The organism is Aliamphritea ceti (assembly GCF_024347215.1).
GTDB lineage: Bacteria > Pseudomonadota > Gammaproteobacteria > Pseudomonadales > Balneatricaceae > Amphritea > Amphritea ceti.
On the sequence record NZ_AP025282.1, the window covers coordinates 645,936 to 660,857 of the forward strand.

Sequence of the window (14,922 nt, forward strand, 5' to 3'; positions counted from 1 at the left end):
AGTCAGGGTAGTATTGATGGGCCTGAGCACAAGGTTAAATATTGATTATGAAGAGCAGTTATTGCGGAGCTTGATCGCTAAAGATAGTCTTATTCCGCATTTTCAGCCGATAGTAGATTTGCGCACTGGAGAAACTATAGGCCACGAGGCTTTAATTAGGGGGCCTGAGGGCAGTTCACTGTATTCACCGGACAGTTTGTTTCAGGCAGCAATTCGTTGTGGGTTAATGCATACACTGGAGCTGAGTTGCCGGCGCTTATCTTTGCAGCGTTTTGCTGAGCTTAAAACTGACGGTAAGTTATTTCTGAATATAAGCGCTTCACTGCTAGGCACGCCAGAACATCAGAAAGGTTTAACTGCTGATATGCTGGCCGAGCTGGAAATACCGCAACATTCGATAGTCATTGAATTGTCTGAACAACATCCTTTTGATCAGTATGGCCTGACGCTTGAAGCTGTGCAGCATTACAGAGGAATGGGATTCGACATTGCGATTGATGACCTGGGTAGTGGTTATTCTGGCCTGAAACTCTGGTTAGAGTTGCAACCTAACATTGTTAAGATCGATAAACATTTTGTGCATAACGTTGATCGTGAACCGATTAAGCGCCAGTTTGTAAAATCGATATGCGGTATTGCCAATGGTGTTGGTTGTTCAATTATTGCTGAAGGCATAGAGACCAAGTCTGAGTTGCTTACTTTAAAGGAGTTGGGGGTCACTATCGGACAAGGGTTTTATCTTGGACGGCCTTCGCCTGATTTGTCAGATCCGCCGGGAGAATATACCTGGTTACCTAAACCGCTTCGGGAAGGAAATGATTCGGATATGGCTGAGACGGCTTCCGTGCTGGTCCAGCCCGCGCCTGCTCTGTCACAAAATGATGAGTTAGAGCTGGCGAGTGTATTATTCAAGGATAATCCTGCATACAACGCGCTGGCAGTGCTTGAGGACGGCAGGCCGGTAGGGACTGTTGGGCGCTCAAAGCTGCTGGAGTTGTTTTCGACACAATATGGTCGTGCTTTATACGAGCATAAGCCTGTTTCGGTGATGCTGGATGACGCTTTAATTATCGAAAGTGATATGTCACTTGAAAAGGTTTCGCAGATAGTTACTGAGCAGAATGACGTGTATTTGAACCAGGGGTTAGTGATCACCCGGAAGGGGTTGTATGTAGGCTTGGGTAATGTGCGGGATTTGTTAAAGAAAATTACTGAGTTAAAAATTCGCAATGCACGTTATGCCAATCCACTGACACTGTTACCTGGAAATGTTCCGATTAGTCGAGAGATTGATGGTCTGTTAAAGCGCACTGAAAATTTCAGAGTTGCGTATTTTGATATTAATTATTTTAAGCCGTTTAACGACTCCTATGGCTATGTGAAAGGTGATTATCTGATTCAGCAACTGGGAAGTTTACTAACTCGCTTTGCTAACGGCGATAATTTTACCGGACATGTGGGCGGTGATGATTTTGTTGTGGTTTTTCGTTGTGAAGATTGGCTTGAGCGCTGTCAGAAGATAGTTGCTGAGTTCGATAATTCTATCCGCGAGTATTACAGCCCTCAGGATTTGGAGCGGGGCGGCATCTGGTCGCAAAGTCGCAGTGGTGAGTCTACTTTTTTTCCTGTTCTCAGTTTGTCTGTGGGTATCGTTCATCCAGATCCATATAAATGTCTCAGTTATCATGAAGTGGCAGAATTAGCTGCAGAGGCAAAGAAACAGGCTAAGCTGGCGGATGGCAGTCATATTTTTATTTCCCGGCGACGTAAGCAAGGTAGCAGTGAGAATGAGTCTGAAAGCGAATAACGAAGATGGTTTTATATTGGCAATCCTACCTGTGATAGAGTAACCGCCTGATATTTATCGAGGCCTAATCTATGTCCTGGCACCCAGGGTTTTCCCGTGATGATGTTGAGATTGTTACGAATAAAACGGTTTATAGTGGTTTTTTTAAAGTATCCGAATTAGAGATCCGGCATGCGCGATTTGCTGGCGGTTCGATAGATATTCGTCGGGAGTTATTACACCGGGGAGATGCTGTCTGTGTCTTACTGTTTGATCCTGCTATGAATGCTGTCGTATTAATTGAGCAGTTTCGGATTGGTGCTGTTGATAAATCTCCCAGTCCCTGGTTGCTGGAGTTGATCGCAGGTATGGTTGAGCCTGGTGAGACCGCTCAGGATGTTGCCCGTCGAGAGGCGGTTGAAGAGGCGGGGGCTATTATCCATGATCTGATGCCTATAACGCGTTATTCACCCAGTGTTGGTGGTTGTGATGAATATGTTGACCTGTTTTGTGCGCGTGTAGACGCTAGTAATCTGGGTGGATTACATGGTCTGGAAGCAGAGGGCGAGGATATTAAAGTACATGTGTTACCCTTGTGTGAGGCATTCGAGCTTGTTGTAAATGGCCAAATTGATAATGCAGGCACTATTATCGCTTTGCAGTGGCTGCAACTGAACAAGGAAACTGTTCTTCAGCGCTGGAGCTGAAGTTCTGAAATATACAGACCGTGCTATATGCTTCAATTAATAGGTGGTAGTTTTTGACTGAAGTGTTTTATAAAGTTGGTAATCAAATTTATGCGTAGACGTTATATTCCGGATATTGTTAAGCAGATGGCTGATTGTGAGGCGAACTATGTACGCCTTATGCGTCTGTTGCCGGATATTGATAACTGTGATGAACGTGAATTTGAGATTCACTGGCAAGGTCAGAATAGTTCGGTTCGCTTGCAGGTAGAGGAGCGTTTTACCTATACAACGACAGTGCGTGTGAGCCATTTGTTTGAGCATGACTGGCTTAAAGCGCCATGTCTGTTGGTCAGGATGTATCATGATGCGCGAGCCGCTGAGGTTATTTGCATTATGCGCGGTAAGCAGTTGCGTGGTGTTTATAAGTATCCGAATATGGATATGCGTCAGCCGGATGAAAAGGCGCAAGTGAATCAATATCTGGGCGAGTGGCTGAGTCATTGCCTTACCCATGGACATGTAACCGAAGCAGTATTTTCCGTTGGCTAATCAAACTATCCGTCTTGTGCAGGTGACTGATTGTCACTTACAGAATGATCCTACCCAGTTATATCGACACCATGATGTTGAGTCTCAGCTCGATCAGATGCTTGCGCATCTTTCTACTGAGCTGCCCGCAGAAACCCTGTTGTTGCTAACCGGAGATAATGTTCATCATGGTGGTGTTGACGCATATAAACGGCTGGTGGAAAAAATAGATGTTGTGCCATTCGATGCTGTATGGATTCCCGGTAATCATGATGATTTGGCGATAATGAGAGCGTGCGGTGGCGCGCTAAATCGGAAGGTTATTCTGTTAAAGGGATGGTGTTTGATTTTATTGGACAGTACGTCTGAGCCAGATGGAAAAGGCAGTGGGTCGCTTGGCAGTAAAGAGTTGGAGTTTCTTCAGCAAGCCCTTCAGCAGAATGTTGATAAGCATTGTCTGATAGTGCTGCACCATAATCCGTTATCTGTAGAAAGTGGTTGGCAGGATTCCATTATGCTGGCTGATGCGGAACAGTTTTGGCAAACATTAGCGCCGTTTGATCATATTCGCGGCCTTATCTGTGGCCATGTTCATCAGGAATGGCACTGGCAGTGGAATGGCGTGGACGTGATGAGCTGTCCTTCATCCTCTGTTCAATTCAAAAAACGTTGTGATGATATGACGCTCGAAGATGATCCTGAGCTGCAAGCGCCAGCATACAGGTTATTAGAGTTGTTGGAATATGGTGATATTAGTAGCCAGGTTAAGCGGGTTAACCTGGTTGATAATTAGAATATATCGTCAGTCTGGCTTTCTCCGCCAGAAGCCTGGCCCGGACCAGTTGCTACTTCTGTAGGTACTTTATTTGCCGGGAATATTTCAAAGACAGCATTTTCTTGCCCCGGATAAGCCAATAAGCCTGTTTCAGGATCAATACGACGTGAAATGATGCCGTCAGGTTTTGCGATAGGTTCATCAGTACTGTCAGCCAGTGCTATGCTCATGAAGTCTATCCAGATTGGCAATGCAGCACTCCCCCCGAATTCTCTTCGTCCCAAGGTGGACGGTTGGTCGAATCCTACCCAGGCAGTTGCAACAACATCTTTATTGAAGCCGGAGAACCATGCGTCTTTCTGATCATTCGTGGTACCTGTCTTTCCCGCAATGTCAGTTCGTTTCAAACTGAGGGCCCGACGCCCTGTGCCGTGAGTGATTACGTCTTGCATGATATCGTAAATCATATAAGCCGCTTGTGGTTGCATGATTTGTTCGGCAATCGGCAGTTGAGAGATTTTACTGCCCGAAAGTTCGAGTTTATCAGTGTTACTGTTAGTTTCCTGCGCTGCCTGCTGAATAGTTGTGAGCTCGATATCTTTTATATTACTTGGGGTCTCGGTTACCGGTGCCGAATATTCACAGCCAGAACATACCGTAACCGGCTGAGCCTGAAATAAGGTTTTGCCGGCAGCGTTTTCCATACGTTCAATGAAATAAGGACTAACTTTATAACCCTGGTTAGCGAGTCCTGCATAACCAGTTACTAGTTCTAATGGTGTCACATCTGCACTGCCTAACGATAACGACAGGTTTTGTGGAATTCGTGTTTTATCAAAGCCAAAGCTGGTTAGATAATTAGTAGCTGTGTCGATGCCAATAGAACGAAGGATTCTGATGGAGACCAGGTTGCGTGAGCGATACAACGCTTCGCGTAAGCGAGTAGGGCCATAGAACTTTTTACTGTAGTTTTCAGGACGCCAGCTGGCTTCAAGATCATTGTCATTAAGTACAACAGGCGCGTCATTAATAGTGGTTGCAGGTGTAAAGCCTTGCTCTAATGCCGATGCATAAATAAACGGTTTAAAGTTTGAGCCTGGTTGGCGAAGAGCCTGGGTGGCGCGGTTAAATTTGTTATGCACAAAGTTAAAGCCACCGACTAAGGCATTTAAGGCTCCGTCTTTTGGTGACAGGGCGACAAATGCGCCCTGCACATGAGGAATTTGTGTCAGGCGCCACTGGTTTTCTTCGTCGCCGGGTACGACACGCACCATGTCGCCAATTGTAAGGATATCACTGGCGTTTTTGGGGGCGGCCCCCATCCTGTTAGGGCCTTTGTAGGCTTTAGCCCAATTGATATTGTCCCAATCAAGAGTGATTTCTTCTCCAGATTTTAAACGAGCGCTTGCTGACTGTTCATCTACTGTAGTTATTACTGCAGGAAGCAGACTGCCATAGACCGTTTGTTTTTTAAAGAATGCTTTTAGGCCTTCATCAGTAAGGTCTTCAGTAGTCGCTTCAGGGCCAAAGTAACCATGGCGCTCAGTGTATGCTAATAAGCCTTTCTCAAGAGCTGCGTTTGCAGCTGTTTGCATCGCACTGTCTAAAGTTGTGTAGACCTTTAAACCATCGGTATAGAGAGCATCCTGAAAGTGCTCATAAAGGCGGTTACGTACCATTTCTGCAACATATGGGGCATATAGCTCAATCTGTGTACCGTGGTATTCGGCGGTAACCGGAGCTTCAACTGCTTCTTCGTAAGCCTGATCATCAATAAAGCTCAGAGTGTGCATCCGCTTCAGGATCCAGTTACGGCGTTCTAAAGCCCGGCTGGGGTTTGTTATGGGGTTATATGCGGAAGGGGCTTTCGGTAAGCCTGCGATCATTGCGTACTGAGCGACGCTGAGTTCATCAATGTTTTTTCCATAGTAAATTCTTGCAGCTGCCTGGATGCCATATGAACGATGGCCAAGATAAATTTTATTGATGTACAACTCAAAAATCTGTTCTTTACTGAGCTCTTGCTCAATGCGAAGAGAGAGTAAGATTTCATTAAATTTACGTACAAAAGATCGTTCACGGGTCAGGAAGTAGTTTTTTGCTACCTGCATAGTGATGGTACTGCCACCACTTTTGATTTTACCGCTACTGGCTAACTGGTATGCCGCCCGGGCAAGACCTTTGATGTCTATACCAAAGTGATTGAAAAAATTACGGTCTTCAGCAGCAAGTAGGGCATTTATAAAGGTTTGCGGAACTTGTTCGAAACTGATGGGAGTGCGGCGTTTTTCACCAAATTCAGCAATCAGCTTTTTATCTGCTGAGTAAATGCGTAATGGTGTCTGCAGTTTAACGTCTTTTAGTGTTTGGACATCAGGCAGCTTTGGTGCGTAGTGATAATACGCGCCACCAAGTGCTGCGAAACCGAGGATTATTCCCACAAGAGACAATGTCAGGCCGATTTTTAATAAAGTTTTCATTAAAGTCATTCTATTGTGGGTTTTAAAGTAAGTTTACTTGCTGCCGAGACATTATATCTGTATCTAAGTAATGGTCACTAGTGAAACAGCGTTGAAATTTATATATATTTAGGGTTAGAACTATATTTAATCGCATGCTTGCTATTTTTAAGGACTACTTATCGTGTTGAGCTTTCTGAAAAAGCAAGAAAAAGGCTGGGTCGGTGTAGATATAGGTACATCATCAGTGAAAATGGTTGCTTTGTCTAAACGCGGTGCTGACCTTAGGGTTGATGCATATGCAATCGTCCCTTTGCCACCAACGGCGGTAATCGATAATAGTATTCAGGATGTAGGCCAGGTATCTGAAATGATAGAGCGTGGCCTTAAAATTTGTAATAAGCCTCTTAATCAAGCTGTGACAGCAGTACCTTCATCTGCAGTGATTTCCAAAACAATTGAGCTGAGTGATTCTTTTACCGAGTTTGATCTTGAAGAACAGATTAAAATAGAAGCAGATCGCTTTATTCCTTATCCTCTTGATGAAGTGGCGCTTGATTTTGAAATTATTCGGCCTTCTCCTTCAACTCCTGGCCTAAATGAAATTTTGTTAGTTGCCTGCAGAAACAACGATGTTGAAAAAAGAGAAGATGCTATAAATAGTGCTGATCTGAACTGTCAGGTGGTTGATGTTGATAGTTTTTGTATCGAGCGGGTATATCCTCTTCTTGCACTGGATGATGCCGATAATCAGGCCTTGATTGGTTTGGTTGATATCGGTGCTGCTACTCTGACGTTAAATGTCTTCAAAAACAATCAGATAGTTTATAGCCGTGAGCAGGCATTTGGTGGTAATGACTTATCTCATCTACTGCAGCAGCACGCGGGAGTTAATCCTGCTGATATTGATCACCAGTTGCGCAGTGGTGAGCTAGGTCTAGAGCTAATGGAAACTGTGGTATTACCGTTTCGAAGCACTATTAGCCAACAAATATCCAGAGCTCTGCAATTCTTTTATTCATCAGGTGCTCATAACCAATTGACTAAGCTATGTTTACAGGGCGGTGGAGTGACAATTGAAGGGTTAGCCGATATTGTTGCTGAAGAGGTTGGTGTAGCAACTGAGTTAGCTAATCCGTTTGCTGGTATGGATATAGACTCTAAAATCAATCCTGCCAGGTTGGCGCATGACGCCCCTTCGTTGGTAAAAGCCTGTGGCATGTCGCTGCGTAGCTTCGAGCATTGATCAATAGGATTACGAATGGCACGAATAAATCTCAGGGCCTGGCGGGAAGAGAAGGCAGCTCAGCGACAGAAGCAGTTCATGGTCAATATCTTGTCGTGTGCATTTTTGGCAGTAGCTGTTGTTTTGTTGGTGGGTTTTTATTTTGATTTTCAAACTGACCGACAGCGAGTGAGAAATAATTACCTGAATAGCGAAATTGCCCAGTTAGATGTCCAGCTTGCGGAAATAAAAGAGCTGAATGTTGAGCGAACTCGATTAACCGACCGGTTAAAGGCAATTCAGGATTTACAATCGAGCAGACCGTTAATTGTCAGAAACTTTGATGAATTGGTTCGGGTTCAGCCTGATGGCGTATTGTATTCTTCGCTGTCACGTACAGGTGATGTTATTACACTGAATGGTCTGGCACAGAAAAGCGCAGACGTGTCTGCTTTGATGCGACAGATATATTCAAGTGTATGGTTTGGCGAACCGAACCTGACAAAAGTTGCGAATGCAGACAGCATGAAGAATTTCGATCTGACCGTACCTGTATTAAAGCCTTCTCTGGATGAGGTGAAATAAGTATGGATAGGCTGGCGAATAGTTTTAAGGGCTTTGATCCGGATAACCTTGACTTTAGTATGGCTGGAAACTGGCCAATAGGTGTGAAGATTGTCTGTTACCTGCTTGTATTTGGTGTGGTGATTGCGGGAGGTGTTTACTTCCACATATCTGATGCCGAAAAACGTCTTAATAATGAGGTATCAGCAGAGTCAGGATTGAAGCTTCAGGTGCAGGCTAAGGCTGGCCAGATAGCAAACTTGGATGCTTTGCGAAAGCAGATGGCAGATGTTCAGGGGAGATTTTCGGAGCTTCTTAAACAGCTGCCGACGGAAAAAGAAGTGCCGGGCTTGTTAGAAGATATATCTGATATTGGTCGTTCCAGTGGGTTGGATATTCAGGTAATTCAATTGGCGGCAGAGCAAAAGAATAAGTTCTATATTGAATTGCCTATCGATATACAGGTGACGGGGACATACCATCAGTTAGGTCAGTTTGTCAGTGGCGTTGCGGCTTTGTCACGTATTGTAACTTTGCATGACTATAGAATTACACCGGGCGATAACTTGTTATCGATGAATATAAGCGCAAAGACATATCGTTATGATGACAGTAATTAATATTGTAAAAAGTGCAGTTTATATTTTATTGGTTTTTGTTGTTACTGCCTGTGTATGGGTGGAAGATCCTGATGACTTGCGTCATTTTGTACAGCAGCAGCGTCAAGCGGCAGCACCTCCAATAGAGCCTCTGCCTGAGTTTAAGCCTTATCATAGCTTTGTGTATGAGGGCGCAAGCCTTCGTGATCCGTTTCAGAGCCTTGTTCAACTAAGCGACGGAAATACTGCCGAAGATCCGATTTTTAATAATGCAGATAACAGTTTGCTGCCAGATTCCGAACGTCCTAAATCTTATCTGGAAGAGTTTTCCTTAGATTTGTTGAGTATGGTTGGGACTATCGGAATGAGTCAGAGGCGTTGGGCGCTGATTAAAGATAACAAAGGCGAAGTGCACCGTGTGACTGTCGGAGATTACATGGGACTGGATTTTGGGCAGGTGATGACCGTTAGTAACGGGTTTGTTGAGTTGAAAGAAATTGTGCCGAATGGCCGCGGTGGATGGATGACCCGACAGCGTAGCATAGTAATGGATGAAGAATGATGATTTTAGAGCAGCAGTTTTATCGATTGGGTGCGGCGTTTTTCTTACCGTTGGTTTCTATCCGTACAGCTTTTAAAGTACTAAGTGTTTGTTTACTAACTAGTATAAGTCAGTTGGCTCAGTCTGCTGATGTGCAGTTATTAAAGTCTTCTTTTGTTAGTTTACCTAATGATAAGTTAGAAATGCGGTTTGATTTTGATGTGCCGCCTTCAGTGCCAAAAGCATATATGACGAACAGCCCGGCACGATTAGTTTTAGACTTATGGGGCGTTGAAAATATTCAGGATATGCGTAACTTGGCAGTGGAAAGTGGCAAGGTTCGTAGCGTGAATTTTGCCCAGGTACCTGGGCGTTTGCGAGTAGTCATGAATTTATATGCTGCTACTGCATTTGATACTTACGCTGATGGTAATAGCCTGTTTGTTGTAGTTGGAGATCTAAATAGAGAAGATACAAAAGCTGTAGCCAAGACAGAACAGGCAGCGGCCGATAATCGTTTAAATGCTGTAGCTGATCCGACAAAGCCTCAGCGCACGCGAGTTCAGGGAGTTGACTTTGAAAGAACCCCTGAAGGTGGTGGCAGGGTAGTGGTGACACTGTCTGATGATAAGGCAGGAGTAGATATTGTTGAAGAGGGCAACAATATTGTTGTTAATCTGGTTGGGGTTGAACTTTCCCAAGCATTGCAGCAGCGGGTAGATGTGCAGGATTTTGCTACGCCTGTACTGTTTATCGATTCAATTGCCAGTGGTGAAAATACCAGTATCTTAGTAAAGCCTTCCGCGGAACCTTATGACTATCTTGCGTATCAAACTAATAATCAGTTGTGGATAGAGCTTAAGCCGTTAACGCAGGAAGCGCTTGAAGAGCGCGAAGAGCGTTTTCCTTATACAGGTGAGCGTATTGACTTAGATTTTCAAAATGTTGAAGTACGTTCAGTTCTACAAATCCTTGCTGAGGTTGCCGAGAAAAACTTGGTTGTGAGTGATCAGGTTGGCGGTAATATTACCTTGCGACTTAAGAATGTTCCCTGGGATCAGGCGCTGGATTTGATTTTAAGTACGAATAAACTGGATAAGCGAGAAATTGGCAACGTTTTGTTAATTGGTACTGCTGCAGAAATTGCTGAGCGTGAACGGATTGAGTTGGAAAGTAGTAAACAAGTTGAAGAGCTTTCGCCGTTGCGTACTGAGTTTATTCAGGTTGATTACCGTAAAGCGTCGGATATGGTCAGCCGGCTAACAGAAGCAAGATTGATTTCCGAGCGCGGCTTCATTCTCGCTGATGATGAAACGAATACGTTAATGATTCGTGAAACGGCTAAAGGTTTGACTGATGTGCGTAAAACACTGAGTCGTTTTGATACTGAGGTTGCTCAGGTATTGATTGAGGCTCGGTTGGTGACTGCAAACACTGATGTGACAAAAGACTTGGGTGTAAAGTGGGGAGTAGGGTATACCGAAACGCATGGGGATGGATCTTCAGTGACTTTAGGACGGAGTATCGCTGATATTAATAGTCCTGGTGGAAATACAGGTCTAAATGTGGATCTGGGTGCGCAGGCTGTTAATGCGACAGGTCTTGCCATTGGTTTACGGTCAGGGTCTAGCACTTTACTTGGATTGGAACTATCTGCGCTCGAATCTGATGGTCGGGTAGATGTTATTTCTCAGCCTAAAGTAGTCACCACTAATGGAAAAAAAGCCTTAATTCAATCGGGTACTGAGATCCCATTTCAATCAGTTGATGAGGATGGAAAAGTTAGTATTGAATTTAAAGACGTCGTACTATCACTTGATGTGACACCGCGAATTAATCCTGGTGATCGTGTAGCTATGGACTTGGTGATAAAAAAAGATTCAATAGGTGATCTTTTACCTAATGGTGAAATCAGCATAATTAATAATGAGCTGGAAACGTCGATCGTTGTTCCAGACGGGCAAACAATCGTGCTTGGTGGGGTCTTTGAAAATACAAAGCGTAATACAATCAATAAAACTCCGTTGTTGGGTGATTTGCCTGTAGTTGGTAATTTATTTCGGAATACGCAGACTAAAAATACGAAGGCAGAACTGCTTATTTTCATAACGCCTAAGTTAATACGTGAGTCGTTGTCGGTCAGATAATACTAATGCCGTAGCTTACTTTTAAGCTGCGGCATATTTTGTAATGGATATGTTAATTTGAATATTTTTTTAGTCGGTCCTATGGGGGCGGGCAAAAGTACAATTGGTCGCTTGTTGTCCCTAGAGCTGAAATTAGATTTTGTTGATTCAGATAGGGTAATTGAAGAGCGCGCGGGTGCTGATATACCCTGGATCTTTGATGTTGAAGGCGAAGCAGGCTTTCGCCTGCGTGAGGCGAATGTGATTGATCAGCTTACCGAGGAAGATGGTCAGGTACTGGCTACTGGCGGTGGAGTTGTTTTAAAGGAAGAAAATCGGGCTTGCTTGCAGGGGCGCGGAACAGTTGTTTACTTAACGACGTCTATTGAGCAGCAGTTAGAACGTACATCCCGGGATAAAAATCGCCCCTTATTGCAGCAGCCTGATCCTGAGCAGGTTCTTGTGCAGTTAATGGAAGAGCGGCATCCACTTTATACTCAGGTAGCAGATTTCTCCGTTGTGACCGATCGACGCAATCCACGTTCTGTGGTTACTGAAATCGTAGAGCTTTTACAGCAGCAAAAAATTCTTAAATAGTGATTTGAAATATATGACTCAGCAGACGCTTAATGTTGATTTAGGTGATCGTTCGTATCCAATATTTGTTGGTAATGATTTATTTCAGCCGGAAATGCTGGCGCCATATATTCGTGGCAACCAAGTGTTAGTCGTCAGTAATACAACGGTAGCACCTTTATATATGGCGACACTGAAGGCTGCGTTACCTGCTATTCAGGTTGACGAAGTTATTCTTCCTGATGGTGAAGAATATAAAAGCCTGACGCATTTGAATGCAATCTATGATGAGTTACTACAGAAGCGACATAACCGAACCACTACGCTTATTGCGCTCGGAGGTGGTGTTGTTGGCGATATGACAGGTTATGCCGCAGCTTCTTATCAGCGTGGCGTTAATTTTATTCAGGTGCCAACCACTTTGTTGTCTCAGGTTGATTCCTCGGTTGGTGGTAAGACTGGCGTGAATCATCCAATGGGTAAAAACATGATAGGTGCTTTTCATCAACCGCAGGTTGTGTTGGCCAGTGTTGATGCGTTGGAAACCCTGCCTGATCGTGAATTATCTGCAGGCCTCGCGGAAGTAGTGAAGTACGGTTTTATTTATGACGCTGATTTTCTAGCTTGGTTAGAAGAGAATATGTCGGATCTGATGGCCCGTGACAGTAAAAAACTGAGCCAGGCGATCTATCGTTCCTGTGAGGTGAAAGCTGAAGTTGTTGCGCAGGATGAGCGGGAGGGAGGTATTCGTGCGATTCTCAATTTAGGTCATACTTTTGGCCATGCGATTGAAGCGAAGCAGGGGTACGGTAACTGGTTACATGGTGAAGCCGTTGCTGCCGGAACAATGATGGCGGCTGATCTTTCGCGTCGTTTAGGTTGGCTGACTGTTGGTGATGTAAAGCGCGTAGAGAAGGTTTTGTTGGCTGCTAACCTGCCAGTCAGGCCACCGCAAGATATGACTGCGGAAGACTTTATTGATTTGATGTCAGTTGATAAAAAAGTCTTAGATGGCCAGTTGCGATTAGTGTTACTTAAGTCGTTGGGAAATGCGGTAGTAACAGCAGATTTTTCCGCAGATTTGTTACAAGAAACGTTAACCGCTGGCGCATATTGCTAACAGAAGGCTGAATATTCAACCATGGCGCAGACCCCGATTAATCAACAGGCACTGGCAGCAGCTTTTGAATCTGCACAGCAACGTAAGTCATTCTATTTTGAACCTGCTTCCAGGGTTCAGATGGTCGATAAAATTGAGCATTTGAGTCGTTTTAGTGACTTTCTTCTGGTTGTAACAGGTGATGCCGGAGCTGGTAAATCGACCTTACTGGAACAGTTGAGAGTACCAGAAACGGATACTACGCTTTGTGCCAGTATTTTACGTTGTGATCAGCCCGTCAATGTATCTGTATTGCTGAGGAGTCTTGCTAAACAGCTGCCTGTAGATATCCCTGATCAGGCGGATAATCGTAAATTATTAGCGCTTATCTATGAAGCTTGTAATGTGTTATCTGCGCAGGGCATGCAGTGGCTGGTAATGGTGGATGATGCAGAGAAACTGGGAAAGGATGCACTGGAGTTTTTATTGCATCTGTTAACAGATGCGGCTGCCTTGTCAGCTAAGCCTCATGTGATTCTGTTTGGTTTACCTGAGTTGATGACCCGTTTACAGCAAGATCACAGTATTGATCAGTTGGATGGTCAGACACATCACCAAATGCTTGAGCCTTTTGCTGAAGATGAAGCGCAAAGCTACATTATTCAGCGTTATAAGGCTGCTCAGTCATTATCTGAAGAGCAATTACGGCAGTTATTTGTCATTTCCGGTGGTTTGCCTGGTGGGTTAAATCAGGCTGTTGAAAACTTATTCCGGGCCGGTGAAATTAGCCAGAACAAGTCTTCTCGGGGCCTACCGCGTGTACATTTGATTAGCATTGCGACAGTGCTGATAGGTGTGTTGTTGATTTCATTATGGCAGTACTGGCCGGAAGAGCAGCAAAGTGAGGATGTTCGTGAACGTGTTCAGTTAGAGCTTCCAGTTACACCGGCAGCTAAAGAAGCTGCAATCATTGACGTTTCAGATGAACCTGCTGTACGTAAGATTTTACCTATTCCGTCACTTGAACCTGATCTTGTTATCAAAGATAACAGCGTTGTTGAGGCTAATAAGCCTGTGCCGGTTGCTAAGATTGTTGAGAAGAAAGCTGTAGAGAAAAAACAGCCAGCCAAACCTGTTTCTGATACATCTGTCTTAGTAAAGAGTGAGCAGTCTAAACTTAGTAAAACTGATTCTGCTGATAAATCCAAACCTGTGTTGCCAAAACCAGAGGCTTCTGTGCAATCAAAAATTGTTGCTGAAGCGAAAGATAAAGTTGCAGCAAAAGTGATTGCAGAAAAGCCAGCAGTAAAACCTGTTGAGGTTGCAGCAGCAGTCAAAAATACAGTTTCTGAAGCCCCTGCAAAACCGGATGTTAAAGTTAAGCCTATAATTAAACCAGTCGTTAAACCTGTTGTTAAAACGGTTCCTAAGGCTGTAGTTAAGGAAAGCCCGGCTGTTGCTAAGTTGACAGCGCCTCAGCTCACAGTAAGTGAGCAGGCATTGCTTGAGTGGCCTACTTCCGGCTATACGCTTCAGGTATTGGGTGCCGGGTTAAAGAAAAGTGCTGATGATTTCATTCGTGGACAACAGGAGCCTCAGAAGTTCTACCTGTTCAGAACTACCTACAAGGGAAACCCATGGTATGTAGTGGTCTACGGACAATATAAAAGTCGTCAGTCAGCGTCAGTTGCCAGTAAATCTTTACCAGATGGGTTGCGTAAGCTTCAGCCCTGGGCGAGATCCATACAGGGTATCCAGTCTGAGATAAAAAAATAGGGCTTTACCTAAGGTAAAGCCCTGAAGAAAAGGACAAACAAGGAGAGAAATGACGTCCGCCCGGCGTTTGAGCCTGACTGGGTGTATCGCTGGGAAATATGGAAGTTAACCAAATCTCTTTGCTGCCGAACCTCGGACAGTTGTCATCTGCACGGCCAATACTAGGCCTTCCTTCTGAA

The 14,922-nt window shown here is 44.4% G+C and carries 13 protein-coding genes; 12 read left to right on the forward strand and 1 reads right to left on the reverse strand.

Annotated features, from left to right (window positions below):
* The first annotated feature begins 16 nt into the window (after positions 1–16).
* The 4 genes from OCU49_RS02925 to OCU49_RS02940 all read left to right on the forward strand — a co-directional run bounded on the left by OCU49_RS02925 (position 17) and on the right by OCU49_RS02940 (position 3,796).
* Positions 17–1,807, forward strand: a complete 1,791-nt coding sequence (locus OCU49_RS02925; protein ID WP_261843536.1) for a GGDEF domain-containing protein — start codon at positions 17–19, stop codon at positions 1,805–1,807.
* Between the two features lie 71 nt (positions 1,808–1,878).
* Positions 1,879–2,493, forward strand: a complete 615-nt coding sequence (locus tag OCU49_RS02930; RefSeq protein WP_261843537.1) for an NUDIX domain-containing protein — start codon at positions 1,879–1,881, stop codon at positions 2,491–2,493.
* A gap of 90 nt (positions 2,494–2,583) precedes the next feature.
* A complete protein-coding gene (locus OCU49_RS02935; protein WP_261843538.1) occupies positions 2,584–3,024 on the forward strand; it encodes a DUF1249 domain-containing protein in 441 nt (146 codons plus the stop codon).
* A complete protein-coding gene (locus OCU49_RS02940; protein ID WP_261843539.1) occupies positions 3,017–3,796 on the forward strand; it encodes a metallophosphoesterase in 780 nt (259 codons plus the stop codon). Before OCU49_RS02935 ends, OCU49_RS02940 begins: the two co-directional genes overlap by 8 nt.
* Here the strand turns inward: OCU49_RS02940 and OCU49_RS02945 are convergent.
* Positions 3,793–6,258 carry a penicillin-binding protein 1A gene (locus tag OCU49_RS02945; protein WP_261843540.1) on the reverse strand — a complete coding sequence of 822 codons (2,466 nt, stop codon included), beginning with the start codon at positions 6,256–6,258 and terminating at the stop codon, positions 3,793–3,795. The genes OCU49_RS02940 and OCU49_RS02945 overlap by 4 nt on opposite strands.
* Positions 6,259–6,421: 163 nt before the next feature.
* On the opposite strand from OCU49_RS02945, the gene pilM reads away from it, so the two are divergent.
* From pilM to OCU49_RS02985, 8 genes are read left to right on the forward strand one after another with little or no spacing between them, the layout of a single operon-like run.
* Positions 6,422–7,483 (forward strand): type IV pilus assembly protein PilM, encoded by a 1,062-nt coding sequence (gene pilM, locus OCU49_RS02950; protein WP_261843541.1) that lies wholly within the window; start codon positions 6,422–6,424, stop codon positions 7,481–7,483.
* 15 nt (positions 7,484–7,498) lie between these two features.
* A complete protein-coding gene (locus OCU49_RS02955) occupies positions 7,499–8,047 on the forward strand; it encodes a PilN domain-containing protein (RefSeq protein WP_261843542.1) in 549 nt (182 codons plus the stop codon).
* Between the two features lie 2 nt (positions 8,048–8,049).
* Positions 8,050–8,646, forward strand: coding sequence for a type IV pilus inner membrane component PilO (locus tag OCU49_RS02960; protein ID WP_261843543.1), 597 nt, complete (start codon positions 8,050–8,052; stop codon positions 8,644–8,646).
* Positions 8,630–9,187 carry a pilus assembly protein PilP gene (locus OCU49_RS02965; RefSeq protein WP_261843544.1) on the forward strand — a complete coding sequence of 186 codons (558 nt, stop codon included), beginning with the start codon at positions 8,630–8,632 and terminating at the stop codon, positions 9,185–9,187. The genes OCU49_RS02960 and OCU49_RS02965 overlap by 17 nt, the downstream gene beginning before the upstream one ends.
* Positions 9,184–11,313 carry a type IV pilus secretin PilQ gene (locus OCU49_RS02970; protein WP_261843545.1) on the forward strand — a complete coding sequence of 710 codons (2,130 nt, stop codon included), beginning with the start codon at positions 9,184–9,186 and terminating at the stop codon, positions 11,311–11,313. The genes OCU49_RS02965 and OCU49_RS02970 overlap by 4 nt, the downstream gene beginning before the upstream one ends.
* Before the next feature lie 57 nt (positions 11,314–11,370).
* Positions 11,371–11,889 (forward strand): shikimate kinase AroK, encoded by a 519-nt coding sequence (gene aroK / locus OCU49_RS02975; protein ID WP_272885313.1) that lies wholly within the window; start codon positions 11,371–11,373, stop codon positions 11,887–11,889.
* 13 nt (positions 11,890–11,902) lie between these two features.
* Complete coding sequence (aroB, locus tag OCU49_RS02980) at positions 11,903–12,988, forward strand: 3-dehydroquinate synthase (RefSeq protein WP_261843546.1); 1,086 nt, start codon at positions 11,903–11,905, stop codon at positions 12,986–12,988.
* Positions 12,989–13,009: 21 nt separating this feature from the next.
* Positions 13,010–14,743 carry an AAA family ATPase gene (locus OCU49_RS02985; RefSeq protein ID WP_261843547.1) on the forward strand — a complete coding sequence of 578 codons (1,734 nt, stop codon included), beginning with the start codon at positions 13,010–13,012 and terminating at the stop codon, positions 14,741–14,743.
* The last annotated feature ends 179 nt before the right edge of the window (positions 14,744–14,922 follow it).

Excerpts from the sequence above, each read along its gene's own strand:
- OCU49_RS02925 (WP_261843536.1), top strand. The coding sequence starts at position 17 with ATGGGCCTGAGCACAAGGTTAAATATTGATTATGAAGAGCAGTTATTG.
- OCU49_RS02930 (WP_261843537.1), top strand. The coding sequence starts at position 1,879 with ATGTCCTGGCACCCAGGGTTTTCCCGTGATGATGTTGAGATTGTTACG.
- OCU49_RS02935 (WP_261843538.1), top strand. The coding sequence starts at position 2,584 with ATGCGTAGACGTTATATTCCGGATATTGTTAAGCAGATGGCTGATTGT.
- OCU49_RS02945 (WP_261843540.1), bottom strand. The coding sequence starts at position 6,258 with ATGAAAACTTTATTAAAAATCGGCCTGACATTGTCTCTTGTGGGAATA.
- OCU49_RS02955 (WP_261843542.1), top strand. The coding sequence starts at position 7,499 with ATGGCACGAATAAATCTCAGGGCCTGGCGGGAAGAGAAGGCAGCTCAG.
- OCU49_RS02960 (WP_261843543.1), top strand. The coding sequence starts at position 8,050 with ATGGATAGGCTGGCGAATAGTTTTAAGGGCTTTGATCCGGATAACCTT.
- OCU49_RS02965 (WP_261843544.1), top strand. The coding sequence starts at position 8,630 with ATGATGACAGTAATTAATATTGTAAAAAGTGCAGTTTATATTTTATTG.
- OCU49_RS02970 (WP_261843545.1), top strand. The coding sequence starts at position 9,184 with ATGATGATTTTAGAGCAGCAGTTTTATCGATTGGGTGCGGCGTTTTTC.
- aroB (WP_261843546.1), top strand. The coding sequence starts at position 11,903 with ATGACTCAGCAGACGCTTAATGTTGATTTAGGTGATCGTTCGTATCCA.
- OCU49_RS02985 (WP_261843547.1), top strand. The coding sequence starts at position 13,010 with ATGGCGCAGACCCCGATTAATCAACAGGCACTGGCAGCAGCTTTTGAA.